Source organism: Mesorhizobium shonense (assembly GCF_040545255.1).
Classification (GTDB): Bacteria; Pseudomonadota; Alphaproteobacteria; order Rhizobiales; family Rhizobiaceae; genus Mesorhizobium; species Mesorhizobium shonense.
The window spans coordinates 107,430-129,344 of record NZ_JBEPLM010000010.1 but is presented as its reverse complement, the minus strand read 5'-3'; the positions used below and the strand labels follow the sequence as shown (position 1 = coordinate 129,344).

The window sequence follows — 21,915 nt, the reverse complement described above, 5'->3', positions numbered from 1 at the left end:
TCGTCAATCATGAGACAGCCTCTTCGCTGGCCCTGGCCCGATTTCGACGTCGACAATGTGCTGGCGCCAGCAATCGCGGTGCGCGTCGACGTTACCGGGAACAAGACTGAAGTGCCTGAGCACTGGCACCGCAAAGGGCAACTCGTCTTTGCGGTGGGAGGCGGCGTCACATGCCGCGTTCCGAGCGGCTTTTGGATGGTGCCGCCGCATTGCGGCGTGTGGATTCCGAGCCGCATGGAACACAGCAATATCGCAACCGCCAATGCCCGGATTTTCTTTGTCTACATCGAGCCCGGGGCCGCCGATCTGCCGGACCGATGCTGCACGCTTTCGATCTCGCCGCTGCTGCGCGAACTGATCATCGAGCTGTCGGATCGTGCGAACGACGACGATGCGAGGGGCGAGCTCCTGACCAGGATCCTGCTTACCGAATTGCCGCGCATGCCTGTCCAGCAACTGCATCTGCCGATCTCATCCGAACCGCGCATGAGGCGGATCGCCGAAGCGCTGGCAGAAAATCCCGCCGACCGCAGCACCCTGGCGGAGTGGGCCAGCCGCGTTGCGCTGAGCGAGAGCAGCCTCGCCCGTCTCGTGGTCAAGGAGACAGGGCTGAGCTTCGGGCGCTGGCGCCAGCAATTGCACTTGATCGTCGCAATACGAGAGCTGGCCGCCGGCGCCAGCGTGCAGCAGGTTTCGGCCGATCTCGGCTATGAATCGGTCACCGCCTTCATCACCATGTTCAAGAAGGCGCTCGGCAAGCCGCCGGCCAAATATCTCAGCGACATCGCGCAAAACGGCGGTTCGGCGTTCGTTGCTTGAACCCCGCTCACTCCGCGCAAATCGGCAATGCGAAGAGCTGGTTTCAGGTTTCCGCCTTGACCGGCGCCACAACGGCCGCGCCCGTCACCACCTCGACGATGCCGCGCGCGATCTCGCGCTCACCCATGATCACCGTGTCGGCGCCGAGGCCTCTCAGATGCTCGACCTCGGCATCGGAATGGGCACGGGCAATGACGTTTATCGCAGGATTGGCGGCGCGGGCCCGAAGCACGATCTGCCCGGCCTCGAAGGCATTGGGAATGGCGAGGATCAGCCGCTTGGCGCCTTCCGGATTGGCGGCTGAAAAGATCTCCGCGCTGGCGGCATTGCCGGCCACGGTTTCGATGCCGTCGGACTTCAGCTTCGCAAGCGTCTTGTCGGCATCCTCGATGACCAGGAAGGGCAGATCGGCTTCCTTCATCGCGGCCCCCACGAGACTGCCGACACGGCCATAGCCAACCAGGATGGAATGATAGGTGAGCGCGGTGCGCGGTGGCGGGCCATCTTCCTTTTCCGGAGCTGCCACCACCGAAGCCACCTGGCCTGGCTCGGTAGCCGGGCCGATCGGCCTTGCCTCGACCGGGGGCGCTGCTTTGGTGGCACGCGCTTCCAGCCACGGCTTCATCCAGTCGACGACGAGGAACATCAACGGATTGAGCAGGATCGACAGGATGGCGCCGGCCAGGATCAGGTCGCGGCCCTGCTCGGGCAACAGCTTCAGCCCGACGCCGAGCTCGGCCAGGATGAAGGAGAATTCGCCGATCTGGGCGAGGCTGGCCGAGATCATCAGCGCCGTCGCGATCGGATAGCGGAAGGCGATGACGATGACGAAGGCGGCAATCGATTTGCCGACGACGATGATGGCAAGCGTGGCGAGTATAGGCAGGCCGTTGCTGATCAGGCTGAGCGGGTCGAACAGCATGCCGACCGAGACGAAGAACAGCACCGAAAAGGCATCGCGCAGCGGCAGCGATTCCTCGGCCGCACGATGGCTGAGCTCGGACTCGCTCATGATCATGCCGGCGAAGAAGGCGCCGAGCGCCAGCGACACGCCGAACAGTTTCGCCGCGCCGAAGGCGACGCCGAGCGCAATGGCGAGCACCGCAAGCCGGAACAGCTCGCGCGAGCCGGTATGGGCGACATAATGCAGGACCCACGGGATGACCCTGCGGCCGACGACCAGCATGACGATGACGAAAGCGGCGACCTTGGCCAGCGTCACGCCGACGACGCCCCAGATGCCGTAGCTGGCAGGCAGCGAAAGCAGGCTCGCATGGTCGTCGGCCTGCGGCTGGCCGCCGAGCACGCCGGCGAGCGCCGGCAAAAGCACCAGCGCCAGCACCATGGCCAGATCCTCGACGATCAGCCAGCCGACGGCGATGCGGCCGCGCTCGGTCTCGATCAGCCGTCGCTCCTGCATGGCGCGCAGCAGCACGACGGTCGAGGCGACGGAAAGCGCCAGGCCGAAGACCAGGCCGGCGCCCAAGGACCAGCCGAGCAGCCAAGCGAGGCCAACGCCGAGCAGCGTGGCAAAGCCGATCTGCACGACGGCGCCGGGCACGGCAATCGCGCGAACCGACAGAAGGTCCTTCAGCGAGAAATGCAGGCCGACGCCGAACATCAAGAGGATGACGCCGATCTCGGCCAGTTCGTTGGCGAGGCTGGCGTCGGCGACGAAGCCCGGCGTGTTCGGCCCGACCAGCACGCCGGCGACGAGATAGCCGACCAGCGGCGGGATGCGGAAACGGTTGGCCAATGCTCCGAAGACGAAAGCAAGCCCCAAACCGGCGACGATGGTGGCGATAAGGGGCGTGTCATGCGGCATGGTCTATGGAGCGCCTTTCAGAAACTGCGATGTCGGATAAGCGCCGCCCGAGGCCGTCGCCTTTCGCAATATGATGGGGAGAGCGGTGGTGACGCAACCGCTGGTGCGCTGAAATCGGCGCCCCGGAGGCCACCGGAGGACGAAAACCGCAGCCGGCCGTCGCGCGCGGTCGTGCAGCATCAACCTCAATGGCGTTCGATAGCCTCTCGCTGCCTGGCTCAGGCCGCTTGGAGCAGCTTCTCGATCTCGGGAATGGTGTGGTTGGTCAGCGTCTTCGGTATCTCCGCCTTCACCTTGTCGCAGACCTCCTTGTGCAGCTTCTGGCGCATCTCGCCGAGCACCTGCGGTGGAGCGATCAGCACGACCTCGTGGAAGTCACCCCGATGCGCGAGTTTGTAGAGCCGCTCCGCGATGGTATCGGCAAAGCGTTCCTTGCCGAGACGGTGCCAATCGGTGTCTTCAACCGCGCTGCGGTGAACTGTCGGCCCGTCACTGTAGCGGCCCGGCCTGTCGCTGCCCTGCTCGCGGGTGGCCGGATTCTCCTGCTCCAGCTCCTGCACGACCTGCAGGTCCGGACATTTGGTATCGCCCTGGTTGCGAAGGAAAAGCGCCTTTTCGCCGTCAGCCACGATGACCCAAAGATCATGTTTCAGCCTGATGCTCATAGCGCTCCTCCTTTTCAGCTTCTAGGCCTGCCGACCAAGCTTCAAAATGCGGTCTGCCGGCAGCGATGGGATCGTTAGCCAAACGTGCCGCCAAGCGCGATTGTTCCAGTCAGCGACGACTGCTCGCTCGCTCTTTGCGCGGCGCATCAAGCAGCCGCTCGGAGCGGATACGGCTTTAATCTACTAACTTAGTAGAAATTAGAAAAAACCATTTTGCCGCCATGACCGGCCAGCGCTAAAAATTATGCGGTATCAATGGGTGTCGGCGAGGTGTCAGGCCACCTCAAGCCCAGACGTAGAATTTTTTTCTCCTGCATTTCGCGGTTGCGAAAAAGCGATTGCCTGCCTCCGAGGGATGCGCGAGTGCTTGCCTTCTGGTTTTTGCCGCGCCCGCGTAAAACTGCCAAACTGTTCAACTATTGCTTATCGCCATGTCGCCAGCCAACGCCAAGCTCAACGCCTTCCCCGTCTTCGTGCGCGTCGACGGCGAAGCTGTGGCCATCGTCGGCAACGGCGAGGAGGCGCTTGCCAAGGCGAGGCTCCTTGCGCAGTCGAGCGCTTCGCTGCGCATCATTGCCGACAATGCCGATGCGGAGCTGCTTGCATTCATCGCATCCACCGGCGCCATCCACATCGAAGTCGCCTATGACGCCGCGCAGCTCGAAGGCGCGGCCATGGTGTTCGCCGCCGGTGGCGACGAGGCGCTCGATCGCCGCGTCGCCGAGGATGCGCGCCGGCTGGGCATCCCGGTCAATGTCGTGGACCGGCCGGAGCTCTGCGATTTCTTCACCCCGGCGCTGGTCAACCGGGCGCCGGTCGCCATCGCCATCGGCACCGAGGGCGCCGGCCCGGTGCTCGCACAGATGCTGCGCGTGCGCATCGACCGCATGCTGTCGCCGTCGCTAGGCCGGTTGGCGGCCTTGGCGGCTTCGTTCCGTGCCGCGGCCGAGCGGCTGCCGAAAGGCAATCGCCGCCGCCGTTTCTGGAGCGATTTCTTCGCCGGCGCTCCTGCCAAGGCCATCGAAGCCGGAGAGTTCGACAGGGCGCATGGTGCGGCGCTCGACCTTCTGGTTTCGAACACGCCGGCAGCGGGCCATATCGCGCTCGTCGGCGCCGGTCCGGGCGCGGAGGATCTGTTGACGCTGCGCGCCCACCGTCTGCTGATGGAAGCGGACGCGATCGTCTATGACGCGCTGGTGCCGGAGGCGATCGTCGCCATGGGCCGCCGCGACGCCGAGCGCCTGCCTGTCGGCAAGCGCAAGGGCTGCCATTCCAAGAGCCAGGAAGAGATCAACGCGCTGCTCATCGAGCTTGGCCGCGCCGGAAAGCGGGTGGTCCGGCTGAAGTCGGGCGATCCGCTGGTGTTCGGCCGGGCCGGCGAGGAAATGGCGGCGCTGCGCGAGGCCGGTATCGCTTATGAGGTGGTTCCGGGCGTCACCGCCGCCTTCGCCGCAGCCGCCGATTTCGAACTGCCGCTGACGCTGCGCGGCGTGACCTCCTCGATGGTGTTCACAACCGGCCACGACCTCAAGGGCAACTCGCTGCCCGACTGGGCCAAGCTCGCCATCTCCGGCGCCACCGTCGCCGTCTATATGGGCCGCTCGGTCGCCGCCGAAGTCGCCGGCCGTCTGATCGAAGCGGGACTGTCGCCGGACACCGCCGTCGCCGTCGTCGAGAATGCCAGCCTCGGCAACCGCCGCCGCTTTCACGGCACGCTGGCCGACCTGCCGTCGCTCGAAGCGCGCGCCGATCTCACCGGTCCGGTCATGACGATCATCGGCGACGCGGTCGCCGGCGCCAATTTCGAGCGATCCGAGCCGCTCGTGACACACAAGCGCGAAGACACAGGGCATGAAGAAGCCGCCAGCACGGTGGCCGAAGGAGTACGGGAATGAAGGTTTTGACCGCGAACAGGCTCTCCGACGGCATTGCCGTCTGGTACGCCGATGGCGGCTGGGCGGAGATAGTCGGCCATGCCGACATCGCCCACGACAAAGCGGCGGAGGACCGGCTGGAAGCGATCGGCGCCGCGGCCGCCGCCAACAACGAGGTGGTCGACGTCAACCTGATCGACGTCACCGCGGTCGATGGATTGGTCGAGCCGGTGCGGCTGCGCGAGAAGATCCGCGCCGCGGGCCCGACCATCCGCACCGACATCGGCAAGCAGGCGTCCGCGGCACCGGCCCGGGCGGCATAAGTTCAAGGAAAGAGCGGGCGGACGCGCCCCCGGAAGACGAAGCATGTACCGTTACGACGAGTTCGACCAAGATTTCGTTCGCGCCCGGGTCGCCGAGTTCAGCGACCAGGTGCAGCGCCGGCTTGCCGGCGAGATCACCGAGGAGCAGTTCCGGCCGCTCAGGCTGATGAACGGCGTCTATCTGCAGCTGCATGCCTATATGCTGCGCATCGCCGTGCCCTATGGCACGCTGAACAGCCGGCAGTTGCGCATGCTCGGCCACATCGCCCGCAAATACGACAAGGGCTACGGCCATTTCACCACACGCCAGAACATCCAGTTCAACTGGCCGGCGCTGTCGGACATTCCGGCGATCCTCGCCGATTTGGCCAGCGTCGAGATGCACGCCATCCAGACCAGCGGCAACTGCATCCGCAATGTCACCGCGGACCATTTCGCGGGAGCCGCCGCCGACGAGGTTGCCGATCCGCGCCCCTATGCGGAAATCCTGCGCCAGTGGTCGTCGGTGCATCCGGAATTCTCGTACCTGCCGCGCAAGTTCAAGATCGCGGTGACCGGCGCCGAGCGCGACCGCGCCGCCATCCAGACGCACGATATCGGCCTGCATCTGAAGAAGAACGCGGCCGGCGAGCTGGGCTTTGCCGTCTATGTCGGCGGTGGCCAGGGCCGCACGCCGATGGTCGCCAGGAAGATCCGCGACTTCCTGCCGGAAGCCGACCTTCTGTCCTACTGCACGGCGATCCTGCGCGTTTACAACCTCTATGGCCGCCGCGACAACAAGTTCAAGGCACGCATCAAGATCCTCGTCCACGAGACCGGCGTCGAGGAAATCACCGGCCAGGTCGAGGCCGAATGGCAGGAGCTGAAGGACGCCGAACTGAAGCTGCCGGAAGCCGACATCCAGGCGATCAACGCCTATTTCGCGCCGCCGGCATTGCCGGACCGGACGGAAGGCGACGCGCAAGTGAAGCAGGCGCGGCTCGATTCCAAAAGCTTCTCGGAATGGCTCGACCAGAATGTCGTGACCCATCGCCATCCTGACTATGCGGCGGTGACGATCTCGCTGAAGGGCATCGGCGAGGTGCCCGGCGACGCCACCGACAGCCAAATGGAAGCGGTGGCCGACATCGCCGAGAAATTCGCTTTCGACGAGCTGCGCGTCAGTCACGAGCAGAACCTGATCCTGCCGCATGTGGCCCGCGCCGACCTCAAGACGGTCTATGACGCGCTGGTCGAGATTGGTCTCGCGACAGCCAATTCAAACCTGATCAGCGACATCATCTCCTGCCCGGGCCTCGACTACTGCGCGTTGGCCACGGCGCGCTCCATTCCGGTGGCGCAGGAAATCTCGCGCCGCTTCGCCTCGCTGGAGCGGCAGCGCGAGATCGGCGAGTTGAAGCTGAAGATCTCCGGCTGCATCAATGCCTGCGGCCACCACCATGTCGGCCACATCGGCATCCTCGGCGTCGAGAAGAAGGGCACCGAGCTCTACCAAGTGACGCTCGGCGGCTCGGCCGACGAGAACACCTCGGTCGGCGAGATCATTGGCCGCGGCTTCTCCTCGGAAGAGATCACCGATGCCATCGAGCAGATCGTCGATACCTATCTCGGCCTTCGGCTCAGTCCCGATGAACGTTTTATCGACGCCTACCGCCGTGTCGGTCCCTCGCCGTTCAAGGAGGCGCTCTATGCTGGCGAAACCAAGGCCGCTTGATCGCACGGACGGCGTCGAGGCCGGCGTCGCCGCGGAAGCGGCGGGGCTCGACGCGCTGCTCGGTCATCTGAAGCCGATCGAGATCATCGAGCGGTCGGTGCGCGAATTCTTCCGCGGCGAGGTCGCCGCCGTGTCGTCCTTCGGCGCGGATTCGGCGGTGCTCCTGCACATGATCGCCAAGATAGACCGGTCGCTGCCGGTGATCTTCCTCGATACCGGCAAGCATTTCGAGGAAACGCTCGGCTACCGCGACGCGCTGGTCGCCGATTTCGGCTTGACCGATGTCAGGGTGATCAAGCCGGACGAGGCGGCGCTCGAGCGCGTCGATCCTACCGGCAGACTGCACGAGACCGACACGGACGCCTGCTGCAACGTGCGCAAGGTCGAGCCGCTGGCCCGCGGCGTCGAGCCGTTCCGCGCCTGGTTCACCGGACGCAAGCGCTTCCAGGCTTCGACGCGTGCTGCGCTTCCGGTCTTCGAGGCGGTCGGCTCGCGCATCCGCATCAATCCGCTCGCGCGCTGGACGACGTCGGACCAGGCCGACTACATGCGCGCGCATGCGCTGCGCGAAAATCCGCTCGTCGCCTATGGCTATCTCTCGATCGGTTGCTTCCCATGCACGCAGCCGGTACAGCCTGGCGAGGATGCGCGCAGCGGCCGCTGGGCAGGGCACGCCAAGACCGAGTGCGGCATCCATCTGTCGGGGTTGGAAAAGTCGCTGACCGACGCATCGCTTTAAGGATACGCCGCTATTCAGGTGAGGCCGGCCTGCAAATGGCGGCTTCCTGCGCTTCCGGTGCTCACGTACTTCAAGTACGCTCCGCTCCGGTTCTCGGAAGCCACCATTTTCGACTCGGCCTGACCTGAATAGCGACATATCCTTGCATTCTTAGGTATTAGGAATTTGATGACTGAACCGACCAAATCGGAAACCCGCCTCTGGACCCCGAAGGGTTTTCGCGAGGACGACTGGGTCCATGCCGAAGGCGTGGAGGCGCTCGCCGGCAACGGCCGCTTCATCCTGCCGTTGCAGGCCTTCCTCGGACTTGACGACGACGTCCGCAAGTCGGCCAAGGAGCGCATCGGCGTGTTGCTGCAGCCAGGCGACGAGCTCGACAAGATCGTCGGCCTGCTCGATCAGTTGTCACTGGTGGCGCTGGCCTTTCCGGCGTTCAATGACGGCCGCTCCTTCTCAAAGGGCGAGTTGCTGCGCAGCCGGCACAACTTCAAGGGCGCGATCCGCGCAACGGGCCAGGTGCTGGTCGACCAGCTGCCGCATATGCTGAGGCTCGGCTTCGACGAATTCGAAGTTTCCAACCCGGTGCTGCTGAAACGGCTGGAGGAAGGGCGCACCGGCGGCTTGCCGCTCTACTACCAGCCGGCCGTTGAGCCGGAAGCCAAGGGCCCGAAATATTCCTGGCGACGCAAGCGCCCGGGCTGACGGCGTGACGGCATGCCTGGTTCGTTTCGGGCCAGCCTGGTCGGACCAAGGCTGCGGATTTTCCCGGTGGGCTGGCATTGCAATGAGCGGAAGTGGGAAGCCGTCACCGATCTGGCCGGACCACTTACGCGATTTGCGCTTTCCCTTCCGCCGTGTTGCCCTTAGGATAGGCTATTTATTTCGCGATCCGAAATAAATAGCCGTCAACGGAGGAATCGACATGGCAGGCAAGAAGATATTGATGCTCGTCGGCGAGTTCAGCGAGGAATACGAGATTTTCGTCTTTGAGCAGGCCATGCATGCGGTCGGCCACACGGTCCATGTCGTGTGCCCGGACAAGAAGGCCGGCGATGTGCTCAAGACTTCATTGCACGACTTCGAGGGCCATCAGACCTATACCGAAAAGCTCGGCCACGATTACATCCTCAACAAGACCTTCGCCGAGGTGAATCCCGCGGATTACGATGCGGTCTACGCGGCCGGCGGGCGCGGTCCGGAATATATCCGCATCGACAAGCGCGTGCAGGCGCTGGTCAGGCATTTCCATGAGACCGGCAAGCCGATCTTCACCATCTGCCACGGCGTGCAGATCCTCATCGCCGTCGACGGTGTGGTGCGCGGCAGGCAAGTGGCGGCGCTGCAATATTGCGAGCCCGAGGTCACGCTCGCCGGCGGCACCTATATCGACGTTGCGCCGACCGGCGCACATGTCGACGGCAATCTGGTGTCAGCCAAGGGTTGGCCGGGGCTTGCCGCTTTCATGCGGGAGTGCCTGAAGGTGCTCGGCACCGAAATTCGCCATGGCGAAGCGCTTATGCGAGACGAGCGCAAGGCGGCGTAAAAGCGCGTCGCGATCTTTCAGATTCGCTCCATGCGCTTTAGGTTTTTGATTTTGCGCATGTCTTTGTCCCGAGACCGGTTCCCACTTTCGGGAGACATGCTTTGGCTCTTTCCGCCGCGACGCTGCGGAGCGTTATAGGGGAGGCGGGCAGCGCGGCTATCGGCGCCGCACGCCGCCCACCTTTTCCGCCTCCGCCCCGTCCAGGCGGTCGAGCAGGTCCGTAAGCCGCTTGGGCACCTCTTTCTCCAGGCGAAATACCGGAAGGGTGCGCAAGAGGCGCTTGGTCGCTTCGCTGCTGACCTGCCGCCTGATATCGTTGGCGAGTCTGGCGCGCCTTTCACTGTTGGTGCCGCTCATAGTCCCAAAATCCTGTGTCGGCTTCGAAACTCCTCTAGCCCGGCAATGGTTCCCGCATCGGCCGACAGAGGCAAGCGAAGCTGTCCGGTAGGGTAAAATTTGAATTAATTTGGAATGACCCGGGGATGGTCGGCAATGGCGCTTGCCCCTTGATTTTTGGCCTTTAAACCTCGATATCGGGCGCAAATCCAAACCAATCCGAATGACGGGATACGGCGATGAGCGACCAGGCAAAAGACGAACGCGCGCCCGAGGAAATCGAAGCCACCCAGGCTTCCGACGCCCAGGCTTCCGGCGCCCAGGCTTCTGGCGAACGTGCGGAAGGCGGCGTCGACGGCGATTATGAAGCGCTTGTGCGGCTGCTGAAGGAAAACGAGGAATTGAAGGATCGTGCGCTGCGCGTCGCGGCCGAAATGGAGAACCTGCGGCGGCGCACCGCGCGCGACGTGCATGACGCGCGCACTTACGCGGTGGCCAACTTCGCCCGCGATATGCTGTCGGTGTCGGACAATCTGCGCCGCGCGCTGGATGCCATTCCCGCCGAGGCCAAGGCCGCGGGCGATGCCGGCTTCAAGGCGTTGATCGAAGGCGTCGACCTCACCGAGCGCGCCATGCTGTCGGCGCTGGAGCGGCACGGCGTGAAGAAGCTCGCGCCCGAGGGCGAGAAGTTCGATCCGAACTTCCACCAGGCGATGTTCGAGGTGCCCAACGCCGACGTTGCGGCCGGCACCGTCGTCCAGGTCGTGCAACCCGGCTATTCGATCGGCGAGCGCGTCTTGAGGCCCGCGATGGTCGGCGTCGCCAAGGGCGGCCCGAAGGCGGCAAGCGAGGCAAAGGTCGAACCGGGCCCGGTGAACGAGCAGGCCGAGAAGGATGCGTGAAGAGAGTGAGTAGCGAATAGGGAATAGCGAGTAGGGAAGCCGGTACGAACCGTGTTATTCACCACTACTCACTATTCGCTACTCACTACTCGCTCACCATGAATCCGATCGAACTGCTCGACTACGCCGGCGTCGCGGTTTTCGCGGCGACGGGCGCGCTTGCCGCGTCGCGCAAGGAACTCGACATCATCGGCTTCCTGTTCCTGGCCAGCGTCACCGGCATCGGCGGCGGGACGCTGCGCGACGTCATCCTCAACCTGCCGGTGTTCTGGGTCGCCAATAGCGGTTATGTGCTGATCTGCGCCGTCGTGGCGGTGCTTGTCTTCTTCAGCGCCCATCGCGTCGAATCCCGCTATAAGCTCTTGCTCTGGCTCGACGCGATCGGGCTTGCCGCCTTTGCGGTGATGGGGGCTGCAAAGGGGCTGGCGATCACGGGCTCGCCGGTCGTATCGGTCATCACCGGAGTGCTCACGGCGACCTTCGGCGGCATATTGCGCGACCTGCTCGCCGGCGAGCCGTCTGTGCTGTTGAGACCCGAGATCTATGTCACGGCGGCGCTTGCGGGGGCGGCGCTCTTCACGCTTTGCGACCTTATCGGCATGGCGGCGCTCCCATCCAGCCTGCTCGGCTTCGCGGCCGCTTTCCTGGTACGCGGGGGAGCGCTCAAATTCGGCTGGTCGTTTCCTGCCTACAAAAGCCGGCCCGGCCGGAGGCCGGAAGATATTCCGTGAGGGAGCGAATAGCGAGTAGCGAGTAGCGAATAGGGTTGTTGTGACCAACCCAACATCGTTTATTTCTTTCGCTATTCGCTATTCTCACGCAGCAAAGCGCTGCCCTTCACCGCCATAGTAGTTGACGTAGCGGGCGCCGATTTCCTTGACGGGCATGACGACGAAGACATCGACGGTCGAGAATTCGTGGTCGATGACGCAGCCGTCGCCGATGCGGGCGCCGACGCGCAGGTAGCCTTTGACCAGCGGCGGCATGGCGGCGATCGCCGCCTTGGCGTTGACGGCCTCGATCGGCATCAGGTCCATCGAGCAGTAGCGGCCCGCGACCGCCTTGACATCCCAGGCCTGGTTGGTGCGGCAATGATGGGCGAGATAGGTGAGCGCCTCGGCATGGGCCGCCGGCACGATGCCATGGAAGGAGGCGCAGCCGGTCATCACGCCGATACCATAGTGGTTGATATAGGCCCAGATGCCTTGCCAGAGCGCCTCGATGGTGCGCTTGGAGCGGTATTCCGGCAGCACACAGGAGCGGCCGAGCTCAAGGAAGCGCTGGCCCGGATGGCGCGCGACCAGCTTGGTCAACTCGAACTCGCCCTCGGAGTAGAAGCCGCCGGCGGCCGTGGCGATCTCCTGCCGCAAAAGGCGGTAGGTGCCGACAATGCGGCGGTGCTCGGGACCGGGAAGCGACGTGTCGAACACCAAAAGGTGATCGCAGAGCGGGTCGAAGCGATCGGCATCGCGCCGGTCCTGCGCCTGGAACAAATCCTTCCTCGCGCCAAGCTCGTCATAGAATACCCGGTAGCGCACTTCCTGGGCGGCGGCGATCTCGGCCTCGTTGCGGGCGAGACGCACTTCAAGGTTGCCGATACGGCCCAGCGGTGCGCCGCTTGCGACGGCGTCGGCGGTACGCGCGCCGAGCAAAGCGCTGGCGTTCGGCCGAGTGTCGCATTCAGGCATTACTGTATGCACGAGTGATTCTCTCCTTCGAGCCATCCCTCTTGGCACGGGGATACGGTGTAGGTGCAACAGGATTGTGACAGTACCGTGATACGGCGAGCCCGGCAATACTTCGTCGGCTGGGCAATACCTTCAACCGGCTATGTTACGGCTGCGAAAGCCAGGCAATCCAAGGTGTTCGCGAAACCAAAAAAATCGTTACGCCGCAACCTGGCCTTCGACGGCCTGGACGAGCGCATCGGGGTCGAGGGGCTTGGTGACGAAGCCGCTGGCGCCGTGAGCCAGCACGGTGTGGCGCGTCTTTTCCTGGCTGTCGGCCGAAAGCACCATGATCGGGATCGGCGGCACGGCAAGCGCTTCCTCATGGCGGCGGATGGCGGCGATCGCGTCCAGCCCGTCCATCACCGGCATGTGCAGGTCCATCAGAACCACGTCGAAACGATGCTTGAGCCCGGCATCGGTTACGGCCTCGACCGCGGCCTTGCCGTTGCCGACGATCTTGACGCGATGCCCGGCCTTGAGCAGCGTGGCGCGGGCAAGCATTGCATTGATGTCGTTGTCCTCGGCGATCAGCACGGACAGGCCCTGATCGCGGCGGCGCGCGGACGCGGCACCGCGGGGTTTCGGCTGCGGCTCGGCCGGCGCCGCCACATGGCTGGTCAACAGCACACGCAGCAGCGTTTCGCCGCGCACCGGCCGGGCGAGGAACGTCGCGTAGCCGTTGGCGCGGAACTCGCCAAGCATGCCGCGATCGGTCGGAGCGATCAGGGTGATGGCCTCGCAATCGACAAAGCCGCTCTCGCGCAGGCGCTTCAGCAAACGGCCGTCGCTGTTTTCAAGCGCGGCATCGATCAGAAGCACGTTGCAGCCGGCGGCAAACGAAGCGGCCTGGCCCGGCGTCGCGGCGATATCGACGGCGCCGCCATGGGCGCGGATGGCGCGGGCGATGGCATCGGCCTCGACCGCGTTTTTCGACACGATCACCGCGCGCCGGTCCGAGAGGATATTGTGGCGATGCGGCGGCGGCTCGGTCGCCGCGGTGGCGGGGATATCGAAGACGAATTCGGACCCTTCGCCGAGCCGGCTCGAAACCGAGATCGTGCCGCCCATGGCGATCACCAGCCGCTTGGAGATGGCAAGGCCGAGACCGGCGCCGCCATGCACCCTTGTCGAGGTGCCGTCGGATTGCTCGAACTCCTCGAAAATGCGCTCCATGTCCTCTTCGCGCAGTCCCGGACCTGTGTCGGCGATGGTGAAGCAGATGCGGTCGGTGCTCTCGGTGCGGGCGCGCGCGACGGTGAGCAGAACGCCGCCGGCGTCGGTGAATTTGACGGCGTTGCCGATGAGATTGAGTAGCACCTGGCGCACGCGGCCGGGATCGGCGGTGATCATCTGCGGCACGTCGGGCTCGACATAACAGCCAAGACCGATGTTCTTGGAGAAGGCTCTCGCCGCCAGGAGCTCGATGATGTTGTCGGCGATTTCGCGCAGCGAGGTCGGCTGCGGCTCGGGATCGAAGCGGCCGGCCTCGATCTTGGAATAGTCGAGAAGGTCCTCGATCAGCGCAAGAAGCGCGCTTGCGGAGGTGGAGACGGCGCCGACATAGGTGCGCTGCTCCGGCGACAGGTCGGTGTCGGCAAGCAGCTTCGCCATGCCCATGATGCCGTTCATCGGCGTGCGGATCTCGTGGCTGACGGTGGCGAGGAAGCGCGACTTGGCCTGGCTTGCATATTCGGCCCGCTCGCGGGCGGTAATCAGCGAGGATTCGGCGCGCTTGCGGGCGGTGATGTCGCGCGCGATAGCCCGGTGCGACACCGCGCCCGTATCCTTGTCGCGCACCGAGAGCTCGATCCAGGAGAACCAGCGCGGTCCGTTCGGCGTGCGGACGGCGACATCGGTGGAGCTCAGGCATTCGTGGTCCGAGAAGGCGGCGTCGGGCACGACGCCGACATCTATGCCGAGCTCGGAAAGCGTCTTGCCGGCAAGGTCGCGCTGGTCTGTGTCGACAAGCGAGGCGAACACCTTGTTGGCATAGACGATATGGCCGTCGCGGTCGCGATGGACGACGAGATCGCCGAGCGCATCGATCAGGCCACGAAAACGCTCCTCGCTCTCCTGCATCTCCCACATGCGGTCGGCGAGCGTCTCGATCTCGGCGCGGCTGCGGGCGGCGGTCTCGTCGAGAAGAGCCGTGGTGCGGCGCTCCGTGTTCCTGTTGCGCAGATGCATGGCGAGGCTGCCGAGGCCGCTCGCCAGCAGGCCGACGGTGATGAAGATCGGCGCTCCGGTGAGATGCGCCAGCCCGGCCAGCACGGCGATGGCGACGATCGTCAGGAACGGCAGGCCTTCACGGCTGTCCGCTTGCAAGGCAGGGACCAGCGGCGGCGCAACGAGCACCTGCCGCTTCGGCGCGCCGGCGTCCAGCCCGTCATCGCCTGCGACCTTGCTGTCCTGTCTGATGTCGGAGTCCGCGAACATGCGGGAAACCTTGCCAGACAGAGATTATGGAAGCTTGCGGCGGATCATTCGAATTTTAATTTTTGGTTCGGAATTCCTGCGATTTTGTGTTGTTTTAGTGCAATTCCGGACGGAAAACCGCCGAACACTTTTCCTGGAATTGCACTACATATCGACGACCACGCGGCCCCTGATCTTGCCATGGACAATGTCGCGCGCGGCGTCGACGATCCCGTCGAAGCCGATCGACCGCGACAGGGTCGATAGCTTCTTCAAATCGAGATCGGCGCCGATGCGGCGCCATGCCTCGAGGCGGACCGGTTTCGGCGCCATGACGGAATCGATGCCGAGCAGCGACACGCCGCGCAGGATAAAGGGGGCGACGCTCGTCGGCAGGTCCATGCCGCCGGCCAGGCCGCAAGCGGCGACCGCGCCGCCATAGGATGTCATCGACAGCACATTGGCGAGCGTATGAGTGCCGACCGAGTCGACGCCGCCCGCCCAGCGTTCCTTGGCCAGCGGCTTTGCCGGCTGGCTGAGCTCCTCGCGCGAGATCACCTCGGCCGCGCCGAGATCGATCAGATAGGGGCTTTCGGCATTGCGCCCGGTGGAAGCAATGACATGGTAGCCAAGGGTGGAGAGGATCGAGATGGCGACAGAGCCGACGCCGCCGGCAGCGCCCGTCACCACCACAGGCCCGCGGTCCGGCACGATGCCGTGCCGCTCCAGCGCCATGACGGCGAGCATCGCCGTATAGCCGGCGGTGCCGACGGCCATCGCATCATGCGGGCTCATGCTCTCGGGCAGCGGCACGAGCCAGTCGCCCTTGACGCGGGCGCGCCCGGCATAGGCGCCGTAATGCGTCTCGCCGACACCCCAGCCGTTGAGGATCACCTTGTCGCCCTTGCGCCAATCGGCATGGGAAGAGGAAATGACGGTGCCGGCGAAATCGATGCCGGGCACCAGCGGCCAGCGGCGCACGACCGGCGCCTTGCCGGTGATGGCCAGCCCATCTTTGTAGTTCACCGTCGTCGCCTCGACGGCGACGGTGACATCGCCTTCCATCAGCTCGGCCTCGGTGAGGTCGACGATCTCGACCGACTGCTTCTTCTCGGCGTCGCGCGAAACGAGGATGGCTTTGAAGGTATCCGACACTTTTGTCTCCTCGGTTCTGGCGATTTGTTTACGCGGTTGCGGCGGAAAACCGCTGCACATTTTCCCTGGAATTGCCCTTGAAACGAATTTGGGGCGGCGGCCGCGCTAGGTCAATTGCCTCGGTCCTGGGGCTTGGTTTCCCGCCGCCAGCCGATCAGTTCGTCGAAGACAACTAGGGCTGCGCCGACGGAAATGAAGGCGTCGGCGAGATTGAACACCGCGAAGGACCAGACGGGCGTGTGGAACAGGATGTAGTCGATGACGTGGCCGTAGACGGCGCGGTCGATCAGGTTGCCCAGCGCGCCGCCGACGATCAGGGCAAAGCCGATGCGGGCAATGACGTGGCCGGGGGGCGTGCGCACGGCGAGATAGAGCACGAAAGCGACGACGAGCGCGGCGATGACCACCAGGCCAGTGTCGCCGAAGGAAGAGAACATCGAGAAGGCGATGCCGGTGTTGTAGGTGCGGAACAGCGCCAGGAACGGCAGGAGATCGACCTTTTCCTGGAAGGCCAGGCCGTTCTCGACCAGCTGCTTGATCCATTGGTCGAGCGCGATTGCCGCGACGACCAGCAGGGCGTAAGGGGACCAGGATTTCACTTGGCAGTCCTCATCGCGTGTCGGTGGCGGGGTCGAGCTTCAACGCGCCGCGCCGGATCTCGAACAGCATGACGCCGGTGGCAACCGCCAGATTGAGCGAATCGGCGCGGCCGGCCTGCGGGATTCTCAATAGCCGGTCGCAGCTTTCGGCGAGGCTGTCGGGCAGCCCTTGCTGCTCGTTGCCCATCAAGAGCAGCACCGGGCCCCTTGAGAAGTCGACCGAGCGGTAGTCGACCGCGCCCTTCAGATGCGTCCCTGCGACCAGACCCGGGAAATCGCGCCGCCAGGCGAGGAAAGCTTGCTCCGTCGCCTTGGCGACCGGCACGGCGAAGATCGAGCCCATAGTGGCGCGCACCGTCTCCAGCGAAAACGGATCGGTGGTGTCGCCGACCAGGATGATGCCCTTGGCGCCAACGGCATCGACGGTGCGGATGACGGTGCCGAGATTGCCTGGGTCGCGCACGCGGTCGAGCGCGACCCAGACGTCGCCGTCTGTGGCGCGGATACCTTTTAGCGGTAGCGTCTGCTGCGCGAAGACGCCGACGACCATTTGCGGGTTTTCGCGGCGAGTGATTGCGGTGAGCACCTTTTCCGAGACTTCGAGCACGGTGCCGCCGGCGGCGACCGTGCGCGCCGCGACTTTTTCGACGGCCGCGTTGCCGCGTCCTGCCTTGGCGAAGACCAACGTCCTGATCGACCAGCCAAGGTCGAGCGCGTCGATGACCAGCTTCAAGCCTTCGGCCATGAAGGCGTTCTGCTGGTCGCGGAATTTCTTCAGCGCCAGCGCCTTGATGTCCTTGACCAGCGGATTGGCGAGGCTGGTGACTTCCTTGACCTGGCCGACCGGCCGGTGTCCGTCATACGCCACCATTTCAAGCCACCCAGCGCGAGAACAGCGAGGTCGACAGCGCGCGGCCGGCGGATTTCTCGCGGATGATCAGTTCACCGGATTCGACCGTGCCGCCCATGCCGGCGAAGGTGTCGCGCATCAAGGCATGGATGGCGAAGAAGGAGGCGCGGATCGAATAGGCGGTCAGAACGACAGCGAGCGGCTTCGGCGTCAGGATCGAGCGGCAGAGGTCGGTGAGACCCGGCAGGTCCTCGAACAATTGCCAGACTTCGCCCTTGGGGCCGCGACCATAAGCGGGCGGGTCGAAGAGGACGATGTCGTAGCGGCTGCCGCGGCGCTCCTCGCGCTCGGCGAACTTCACCGCGTCCTCGACGATCCAGCGGATCGGCTTGTCGGAGAGGCCGGCCATCTCCTGGTTTTGCCGCGCCCAGCCGATCGCTTTCTTCGAGGCATCGACATGCGTGACCTCGGCGCCCGCGCGGGCCGCCACCAGCGAGGCAAGGCCGGTATAGCCGAAGAGGTTCAACACCTTCACCGGACGCCGGGCGGCCGCGATCAGCCCTGCCATATGGTCCCAGTGCGAGGCCTGTTCGGGGAAGACGCCGACGTGGCGGAAGGAGGTGAAGCGGCCGAGATAGTCGATGCCGTCATGCTTCATCGGCCAGGTTTCGCCGAGCGGCGTTTTCGGGAAACGCCAGCGGCCGATGCCTTCCTCGTCGGTGTCGCCGGTGAAGATGGCGTCGGCGCGCTCCCATTCCTTCGCCGGGAGCGCGCGCTGCCAGATCGCCTGGCCTTCCGGACGCACGATGCGGTAAGGCCCATACTGCTCCAGCTTCTCGCCGGCGCCGCTGTCCAACAGCGCATAGTCGGCGTTGGGCGCGACTTCGAGGATCAGCGGCAGGCGCTCGGCGGGCAGCGGGCCGTCGCGGCGGGCAAGCACGCGCGGCGCGGGTTTTGCCTCCTGGCGATGATGCGGCTCCGACCTCGCCGCCGAAGCGGTCTCGCGCAGGCGCGACGGGCTGGAACCGGGTTTCGCCGGCTGGCGCGGACGGTTGTCGCGGTTTCGGTCGCGAAAGGACTTCAAGAACAATCTCCGGAACGGCAGGCCGCTTTTGGCATAGGCCCTCCGCCTTCGCAACCAGATGGTCCGCCGCTTCTCTGTCGCGATGCGATGGACCTCGCCCGAAGAAACAGGCAAATCTCCAGTCATGTCCCGTTCCGAACGCCTGCTCGACCTGATTCAGATCCTGCACCGACACCGCCGGCCGGTGAGCGGCCGCACGCTTGCCGGCGAGATGGGCGTGTCGATCCGCACGCTATATCGCGACATCGCGACGCTGCAGGGGCAGGGCGCGCCGATCGAGGGCGAGGCGGGGCTGGGTTATGTGCTGAAGCCCGGCTTCATGCTGCCGCCGCTGATGTTCACCGACGAGGAGATAGAGGCGATCGTGCTCGGCTCGCGCTGGGTGGCGAAACAGCCGGACAAGCGACTGGCCGCGGCCGCGACGGACGCGCTGTCCAAGATCGCGGCTGTCCTGCCGGACGATCTGCGCGAGGATCTCGACGCCACGACGCTGCTGGTCGGGCCGGGTTCGGGAACCGTCGAGGCGATCGACCTCGGCGTCGTGCGGCAGGCGATCCGCGACGAGCGCAAGCTCGGCTTCCTCTATCGCGATGCCGGGGGCGCCGCATCGAAGCGTATGGTCTGGCCGTTCGCGCTCGGCTTCTTCGACAAGGTGCGGGTGATGGTGGCGTGGTGCGAGATGCGCCAGGATTTTCGCCACTTTCGCGCCGATCGCATGTCGGGTCTCAGTGCCACGGATATTCGCTATCCGCGCCGCCGCCAGGCTATGCTGAAGGAATGGCGGGCGACGCTCGACAGGCCGGTTCAGAACGCGTCGAACAATTCCGAGGACTGAACACTGCTGCCAGAATCTGACAGTGGCGCGATCTAAGGTCGCCAAGGTTCAAACAGCTTGGAGATCAGACATGGCCACGCCAAATTTCGTCATCCTTTATGTCGACAGCCCTGAGCGGAGCGGTGCGTTTTACGCTTCGCTGCTCGGGAGCGAGCCGGTCGAGACTTCGCCGACCTTCGTCATGTTCGTGCTCGACAAGGGCTTCAAGCTCGGCCTCTGGTCGCGCCACACCGTGGAGCCGGCTGCAGCCGCTGCTGGTGGAGGCGGCGAACTGGTGCTTGCGGTCGAGAACGCACCCTCCGTCGACGCTACGCATTCCGACTGGGCCAAGCGCGGGCTGAAAATCCTGCAGACGCCGACCGACATGGATTTCGGCCGCACCTTCGTCGCGCTCGACCCCGACAATCACCGCTTGCGCGTCTACTGGCCTTTCGAGGGAGCGCAGGGATGAGCACCTACTGGGTTGTTGTCGCATCGGCCGGGCATGTCAGGATCGGCCGCCAGGCCGGCTTCATGCAGGTCAATCACGGCAAGGCCTCACCGCTGCGCCGCATCAAGCCCGGCGACGGCATCGTCTATTACTCGCCGAGCACCGTGCTCGGCGAGAAGGACGGGCTGCAGTCCTTTACGGCAATAGGCACGGTGCGCGAAGGCAAGACCTACCAGGGCGAGATGGGCGGCGGCTTCAAGCCGGCGCGGCGTGATGTCGATTGGTCAGACGCCAAGGAAGCGCCGATCAAGCCGCTGCTCGACCGCCTTGATTTCACCGCCGGCAAGGCGAACTGGGGCAATCAGTTGCGGTTTGGCCTGTTCGAGATCAGCGAGCACGACTTCCGACTGATCGGCGAGACAATGGGCGCAAAGCCGGCGGTGTCGGCTATTTGAGAGCCTTATAGACGGCGATGCCGGCGGCAAGGTCCTCGAGCGCGGCGCCGACCGACTTGAACAGCGTGATCTCGCCGTCGCCCTGCCGGCCCTGTTTCTCGCCGCGCGTCAGCTCATGCAGGTCGGCGACGATGGCTTCCGGCTTCAGCACGCCGGAAGCCAGTGGCTGGACGATGTCGCCGGCCTCCTTGGTGGCGCCGGCCCGGGTGTCGACATAGACGCGCGCGCGGACGATTGCATCGTCGTCGCTCTCGCGCATCTCCGGTGTGAAGCCGCCGACCAGATCGACATGGGTGCCCGGCTTCAGCAGCGCGCCCTTGATCAGCGGCGTGGTTGAGATCGTCGCCGACGAGACGATGTCGGCCTCGCCAAGCTCCGCTTCGAGATCGCCGGCAACATTCGCCGGAAGGCCTTCGGCGCGGAGCGCTGCCGCCACCTTTTCGGCATTGGCCGGCGTGCGGTTCCAGATGCGAACGGATTTGATCGGCCGCATCGCCGAATGCGCCCTGGCGAGGAAGGACGACAGCGCGCCGGCGCCGATCACCAGCAGCCGCGAGGCATCCTTGCGGGCGAGATAGGACGCCGCGAGCGCCGAAGCGCAAGCGGTGCGCCATTGCGTCAGCCGCTGGCCGTCGATCAGCGCCTCAGGCTCGCCCGTCGTGCCGTCGAGCAGCAGATAGAGGCCCATCACCGCCGGCTTGCCGATGGCGTTGTTGTCCGGCGACACGGTGACGATCTTGACGCCGATATGGCCACCGGCCGAGCTGCCGGCGGCGTTGAAGTCGGTCCAGGCCGGCATCAACAGCAGTGTCGAGGCGGCTCCATCCGGGCGTTCGACGGCGTGGTGATGACGCACCGGCTGCACCGCACCGTCGCGGAAGGCCGTGCGCAGCGTCTCGACCAGCCCTGGAAAGGTGAGCGCCTGATCGACCTCGGCGGCCGAGATGGTCAGCATCGAAGACTCCTTAGAATTAGAGCGCCGCCAGAGCCGGATGATTTCGGATCGAGTCGATCCGAAATCTGAATCCGGCTCTAAATCAAAGAGATAGAGCATGATGTCGTCCGAAAACCGCTTCACACTTTTCGGCATCATGCTCTAGGGTATTTGTTTTCACGCAATTCCCGGACGGAAAGCCGCCATACACTTTTCCTGGGATTGCTTCAGTTCGAGGGTTTCGGCAGCGCTGGTCCCTTAGGCGCCGCCGGCGCGCGGCTCACCGCCTGACGCAGGTTCTCGGCCTCGATGCCGCGCTGGCGCGCGAGCTTGCGGTAGCGGCCCTGCTTCACCCAGGTCGCCAAGCTGCCGACGATCATGCCGATGGCTAAAGCCAGGAACAGGAAGATGAAAAGCGGCAAATTCAGCGTCAGCGCCGGATTGCCCGGATGGAACGGGTCGAGCGTGAAGGCGACCGGTCCGCGGTTGGCGACGGCAAGCGCGATCAAGATGACGGCCAGCGGCACGAGGACCACGACGAGCATGAAGCGATTGAACATCAGATCTCCATGGAGAGGCGGCTCAAAGCGCGTCGCGATCTTTCGAGTTCGCCCTGCGCGCTTAGGTTTTTGATTTTACGCATGTCTTTGCCCCGAAACCGGTTCCCACTTTCGGGAGACATGCTTTA

General features: G+C 64.7%; 23 protein-coding genes. 12 read left to right on the top strand and 11 right to left on the bottom strand.

Features of this window, described 5'->3' with window-relative positions; genetic code table 11:
• Positions 1-9: 9 nt before the first annotated feature.
• Positions 10-819 carry an AraC family transcriptional regulator gene (locus ABID26_RS24105; RefSeq protein ID WP_292302566.1) on the top strand — a complete coding sequence of 270 codons (810 nt, stop codon included), beginning with the start codon at positions 10-12 and terminating at the stop codon, positions 817-819.
• Between the two features lie 43 nt (positions 820-862).
• Here ABID26_RS24105 and ABID26_RS24100 read toward each other — a convergent pair whose 3' ends face one another.
• Together ABID26_RS24100 and ABID26_RS24095 are read right to left on the bottom strand one after the other, a co-directional pair.
• Positions 863-2,644, bottom strand: coding sequence for a cation:proton antiporter domain-containing protein (locus ABID26_RS24100; protein ID WP_292302567.1), 1,782 nt, complete (start codon positions 2,642-2,644; stop codon positions 863-865).
• A 218-nt stretch (positions 2,645-2,862) separates the two neighbouring features.
• Entirely contained in the window at positions 2,863-3,309 is a 447-nt protein-coding gene (locus ABID26_RS24095) for a host attachment family protein (RefSeq protein ID WP_292302568.1), read from the bottom strand.
• A gap of 431 nt (positions 3,310-3,740) precedes the next feature.
• On the opposite strand from ABID26_RS24095, the gene cysG reads away from it, so the two are divergent.
• From cysG to ABID26_RS24065, 6 genes are all read left to right on the top strand, one after another.
• Positions 3,741-5,204: a siroheme synthase CysG gene (gene cysG / locus ABID26_RS24090; RefSeq protein WP_292373322.1), complete on the top strand. Its 1,464-nt coding sequence runs from the start codon at positions 3,741-3,743 to the stop codon at positions 5,202-5,204.
• The gene (locus ABID26_RS24085; protein WP_292302571.1) at positions 5,201-5,506 is read left to right on the top strand and encodes a DUF2849 domain-containing protein; all 306 of its coding nucleotides are present in this window, start codon (positions 5,201-5,203) and stop codon (positions 5,504-5,506) included. The genes cysG and ABID26_RS24085 overlap by 4 nt, the downstream gene beginning before the upstream one ends.
• A gap of 43 nt (positions 5,507-5,549) precedes the next feature.
• Entirely contained in the window at positions 5,550-7,220 is a 1,671-nt protein-coding gene (locus ABID26_RS24080; RefSeq protein WP_292302572.1) for a nitrite/sulfite reductase, read from the top strand.
• Positions 7,195-7,959, top strand: coding sequence for a phosphoadenylyl-sulfate reductase (locus ABID26_RS24075; RefSeq protein WP_126097866.1), 765 nt, complete (start codon positions 7,195-7,197; stop codon positions 7,957-7,959). The genes ABID26_RS24080 and ABID26_RS24075 overlap by 26 nt, the downstream gene beginning before the upstream one ends.
• A gap of 168 nt (positions 7,960-8,127) precedes the next feature.
• A complete protein-coding gene (locus ABID26_RS24070; RefSeq protein ID WP_292302573.1) occupies positions 8,128-8,661 on the top strand; it encodes a DUF934 domain-containing protein in 534 nt (177 codons plus the stop codon).
• 220 nt (positions 8,662-8,881) lie between these two features.
• The gene (locus tag ABID26_RS24065; RefSeq protein WP_126097868.1) at positions 8,882-9,502 is read left to right on the top strand and encodes a DJ-1/PfpI family protein; all 621 of its coding nucleotides are present in this window, start codon (positions 8,882-8,884) and stop codon (positions 9,500-9,502) included.
• Positions 9,503-9,658: 156 nt separating this feature from the next.
• Here the strand turns inward: ABID26_RS24065 and ABID26_RS24060 are convergent, their stop codons facing one another.
• Positions 9,659-9,859 carry a hypothetical protein gene (locus ABID26_RS24060; RefSeq protein WP_126097869.1) on the bottom strand — a complete coding sequence of 67 codons (201 nt, stop codon included), beginning with the start codon at positions 9,857-9,859 and terminating at the stop codon, positions 9,659-9,661.
• Between the two features lie 218 nt (positions 9,860-10,077).
• On the opposite strand from ABID26_RS24060, the gene grpE reads away from it, so the two are divergent.
• Together grpE and ABID26_RS24050 are read left to right on the top strand one after the other, a co-directional pair.
• A complete protein-coding gene (gene grpE / locus ABID26_RS24055) occupies positions 10,078-10,740 on the top strand; it encodes a nucleotide exchange factor GrpE (RefSeq protein ID WP_126097870.1) in 663 nt (220 codons plus the stop codon).
• Positions 10,741-10,838: 98 nt separating this feature from the next.
• Positions 10,839-11,471, top strand: a complete 633-nt coding sequence (locus tag ABID26_RS24050) for a trimeric intracellular cation channel family protein (protein ID WP_126097871.1) — start codon at positions 10,839-10,841, stop codon at positions 11,469-11,471.
• A gap of 84 nt (positions 11,472-11,555) precedes the next feature.
• Here the strand turns inward: ABID26_RS24050 and olsB are convergent, their stop codons facing one another.
• The 6 genes from olsB to ABID26_RS24020 form a co-directional block, all read right to left on the bottom strand.
• Complete coding sequence (gene olsB / locus ABID26_RS24045; protein WP_435528608.1) at positions 11,556-12,428, bottom strand: l-ornithine N(alpha)-acyltransferase; 873 nt, start codon at positions 12,426-12,428, stop codon at positions 11,556-11,558.
• A 198-nt stretch (positions 12,429-12,626) separates the two neighbouring features.
• Positions 12,627-14,906: a PAS domain-containing sensor histidine kinase gene (locus ABID26_RS24040; RefSeq protein WP_292302575.1), complete on the bottom strand. Its 2,280-nt coding sequence runs from the start codon at positions 14,904-14,906 to the stop codon at positions 12,627-12,629.
• Between the two features lie 144 nt (positions 14,907-15,050).
• Positions 15,051-16,040, bottom strand: a complete 990-nt coding sequence (gene acuI / locus ABID26_RS24035) for an acrylyl-CoA reductase (NADPH) (protein ID WP_292373325.1) — start codon at positions 16,038-16,040, stop codon at positions 15,051-15,053.
• A gap of 110 nt (positions 16,041-16,150) precedes the next feature.
• Positions 16,151-16,639 carry a signal peptidase II gene (gene lspA, locus ABID26_RS24030; protein WP_126097875.1) on the bottom strand — a complete coding sequence of 163 codons (489 nt, stop codon included), beginning with the start codon at positions 16,637-16,639 and terminating at the stop codon, positions 16,151-16,153.
• Between the two features lie 10 nt (positions 16,640-16,649).
• Positions 16,650-17,510, bottom strand: coding sequence for a TrmH family RNA methyltransferase (locus ABID26_RS24025; protein WP_126097876.1), 861 nt, complete (start codon positions 17,508-17,510; stop codon positions 16,650-16,652).
• A gap of 1 nt (position 17,511) precedes the next feature.
• The gene (locus tag ABID26_RS24020; protein WP_292373327.1) at positions 17,512-18,573 is read right to left on the bottom strand and encodes a class I SAM-dependent rRNA methyltransferase; all 1,062 of its coding nucleotides are present in this window, start codon (positions 18,571-18,573) and stop codon (positions 17,512-17,514) included.
• A gap of 124 nt (positions 18,574-18,697) precedes the next feature.
• Between ABID26_RS24020 and ABID26_RS24015 the strand changes: the two genes are divergently transcribed.
• The 3 genes from ABID26_RS24015 to ABID26_RS24005 all read left to right on the top strand — a co-directional run bounded on the left by ABID26_RS24015 (position 18,698) and on the right by ABID26_RS24005 (position 20,293).
• Positions 18,698-19,408, top strand: coding sequence for a helix-turn-helix transcriptional regulator (locus tag ABID26_RS24015; protein WP_292373329.1), 711 nt, complete (start codon positions 18,698-18,700; stop codon positions 19,406-19,408).
• A gap of 70 nt (positions 19,409-19,478) precedes the next feature.
• On the top strand, positions 19,479-19,859 hold the full coding sequence (locus tag ABID26_RS24010; protein ID WP_292373331.1) for a VOC family protein: 381 nt from the start codon (positions 19,479-19,481) through the stop codon (positions 19,857-19,859).
• The gene (locus ABID26_RS24005; RefSeq protein WP_292373333.1) at positions 19,856-20,293 is read left to right on the top strand and encodes an EVE domain-containing protein; all 438 of its coding nucleotides are present in this window, start codon (positions 19,856-19,858) and stop codon (positions 20,291-20,293) included. The genes ABID26_RS24010 and ABID26_RS24005 overlap by 4 nt, the downstream gene beginning before the upstream one ends.
• On the opposite strand, the gene lhpI is transcribed toward ABID26_RS24005, so the two are convergent.
• Both lhpI and ABID26_RS23995 read right to left on the bottom strand, forming a co-directional pair.
• On the bottom strand, positions 20,286-21,248 hold the full coding sequence (gene lhpI / locus ABID26_RS24000) for a bifunctional Delta(1)-pyrroline-2-carboxylate/Delta(1)-piperideine-2-carboxylate reductase (RefSeq protein ID WP_292373335.1): 963 nt from the start codon (positions 21,246-21,248) through the stop codon (positions 20,286-20,288). The genes ABID26_RS24005 and lhpI overlap by 8 nt on opposite strands.
• A 206-nt stretch (positions 21,249-21,454) precedes the next feature.
• Positions 21,455-21,787, bottom strand: coding sequence for a LapA family protein (locus ABID26_RS23995; RefSeq protein WP_126097881.1), 333 nt, complete (start codon positions 21,785-21,787; stop codon positions 21,455-21,457).
• Between the last annotated feature and the right edge of the window lie 128 nt (positions 21,788-21,915).